Source organism: Sphingomonas bacterium, from assembly GCF_903644055.1.
Taxonomy (GTDB): domain Bacteria; phylum Pseudomonadota; class Alphaproteobacteria; order Sphingomonadales; family Sphingomonadaceae; genus Sphingomonas_I.
This window is the reverse complement of sequence record NZ_CAHJXD010000086.1, coordinates 1-2,528: the sequence shown is the minus strand read 5'-3', so window position 1 is coordinate 2,528 and position 2,528 is coordinate 1. Positions and strand designations below refer to the sequence as shown.

1 protein-coding gene and 1 pseudogene are annotated in these 2,528 nt (G+C 64.4%); one reads left to right on the top strand and one right to left on the bottom strand.

From position 1 onward, the window contains the following. Positions 1 to 470: pseudogene (locus HUU94_RS03800) on the bottom strand (ribonuclease D); the annotation flags it as partial. A 176-nt stretch (positions 471 to 646) separates the two neighbouring features. Here HUU94_RS03800 and aspS point away from each other — a divergent pair. Beyond that, positions 647 to 2,464 (top strand): aspartate--tRNA ligase, encoded by a 1,818-nt coding sequence (gene aspS / locus HUU94_RS03795; RefSeq protein WP_174273786.1) that lies wholly within the window; start codon positions 647 to 649, stop codon positions 2,462 to 2,464. Positions 2,465 to 2,528: the final 64 nt, after the last annotated feature.

Genomic DNA, 2,528 nt, shown 5'->3' with positions numbered 1-2,528 from the left:
CCGATCGCATAATCGATCTGGCGCTTGTCGAGCGGGCGGCGGCTCCAGTCGGTGAAGCGCGCGCCCTTGTCGAGCTTGGTGCCCGTCATGCTCTCGACGAGGTTCGAATAGCCGACCTGCTCGCCCATCCCCAGCGCCATCGCCGCGATCTGCGTGTCGAACAGGGGATGCGGGGTCGTGCCGGTGAGATTGTAGACGATCTCGATATCCTGCCCGCCGGCATGGACGACCTTGAGCACATCCTCGTTGCGCACCATCAGATCGAGCAGCGGGGTAAGATCGATCCCCGGCGCGAGCGGATCGATCGCCGCCGCCTCCTTGTCGTCGGCGATCTGCACCAGGCAAAGCTCGGGCCAATAGGTATTCTCGCGCATGAACTCGGTATCGACCGCCACATAGGGGCTGGCGGCGATCCTCTGGCAGAGCTGGGCGAGGGTGGCGCTGTCGGTGATCAGCGGATGTATATGCATTGCGCCCGTCATAGCGCGGTGGGCCGGGTTGACAAATGGGGGGCGTAAAGGAAAGCGGCGGGCCTTCGACTTGATCGGTCACTCCAGCGCAGGCCGGGGTCTCGCGATACAGGGTTCCGCCAGCCGCCGGAGATGCCAGCCTTCGCTGGCATGACGCGATCGAGAGAGATTTTGAGATGCACGCCTACCGCTCCCACACCTGCGCCGCGCTTGGCGCACCCGATGTCGGGCAGGACGTCCGCCTTTCGGGCTGGGTCCATCGCAAGCGCGATCACGGCGGCGTGCTCTTCGTCGATCTGCGCGATCATTATGGTCTCACGCAGATCGTCGCGGACAGCGATTCCGCCGTCTTGCCGATCCTGGAGGGCATCCGCCTCGAATCGGTGGTCACGATCGACGGCGTCGTGAAGGCGCGCGGGGAGGGGACGGTGAACGCCAACCTCGCGACCGGCGCGATCGAGGTGTTCGCCAAGGCGGTGACGGTCCAGTCGGCCGCGCAGGAATTGCCGCTGCCGGTGGCGGGCGAGGCCGATTATCCCGAAGACATCCGCCTGCGTTACCGATTCCTCGATCTGCGGCGCGAGCGGATCCACGCCAATATCGTGCTGCGCTCGAATGTCATCGCCTCGATCCGCAAGCGGATGATCGGGCAGGGCTTTACCGAATATCAGACCCCGATCCTCACCGCCTCCTCGCCAGAAGGCGCACGCGATTTCCTCGTGCCGAGCCGGATGCATCCCGGCAAATTCTACGCGCTCCCGCAGGCGCCGCAGATGTTCAAGCAGCTCCTGATGGTCGCGGGCTTCGATCGCTATTTCCAGATCGCGCCTTGCTTCCGTGATGAGGACGCGCGCGCCGATCGCTCGCCCGGCGAGTTCTATCAGCTCGATTTCGAAATGAGCTTCGTCACGCAAGACGATGTTTTCGCGGCGATCGAGCCCGTGCTGCATGGCGTCTTTCAGGAGTTCGCGGCCGGTCGCACGGTCAGCCCCGCGCCGTTTCCGCGCATCGCCTATCGCGATTCGATGCTCCGCTACGGCAGCGACAAGCCCGATCTGCGCAACCCGATCGAGATCGTCGACGTCACCGATCATTTCGCGGGATCGGGCTTCGGCCTGTTCGCGCGGCTGGTCGAGGGCGGCAGCGTCATCCGCGCGATCCCGGCGCCGGGGGCGGGCGCGGGGAGCCGCAAATTCTTCGACGACACCAATGAATGGGCGCGCGCGCAGGGCCATGCGGGGCTCGGCTATATCAACATCAAGGATGGCGAGCCCGGCGGCCCGATCGCCAAGAACCACGGTCCTGATGCGACCGCGAGGCTGATCGAGGCGCTGGGTCTCGGCCCAAACGACGGCGTCTTCTTCGCGGCGGGCAAGCCCGATCAGGCGGCGAAGCTCGCCGGCCTCGCACGCACGCGGATCGGCGAGGCGCTGGGGCTGATCGAACAGGGTGTGTTCAAATTCTGCTGGATCGTCGATTTTCCGATGTTCGAATATGACGAGGAGGCCAAGAAGGTCGATTTCTCGCACAATCCCTTCTCGATGCCGCAGGGCGAACTCGAGGCATTGGAAAGCAAAGATCCGCTCGATATCCTGGCCTATCAATATGATATCGTCTGCAACGGCATCGAGCTCTCATCGGGCGCGATCCGCAACCACCGGCCCGATATCATGTACAAGGCGTTCGAGATCGCCGGTTACAGCCAGGCCGAGGTCGACACCAACTTTCCCGGGATGATCAACGCCTTCAAATATGGCGCGCCGCCCCATGGCGGCTCCGCGCCGGGGATCGACCGCATCGTCATGCTGCTCGCCGACGAGCCCAACATCCGCGAGGTCGTGCTCTTCCCGATGAACCAGAAGGCCGAGGATCTGATGATGAACGCCCCCTCGGCGGTGACGGCCAGGCAGCTCCGCGAACTCGGCATCCGCATCGTCGAGCAGCCCGCGCAGGCCAAGCCGATTGCGGCGGCGGTGGCACCGGAGGCCGGTTAGCTGGTGCTGATCAAAGATAGACGATCGCGGTAACTTCCCATTCCTTTTCGCCTCCGGGCAGCAC

Excerpts from the sequence above, each read along its gene's own strand:
- aspS (WP_174273786.1), top strand. The coding sequence starts at position 647 with ATGCACGCCTACCGCTCCCACACCTGCGCCGCGCTTGGCGCACCCGAT.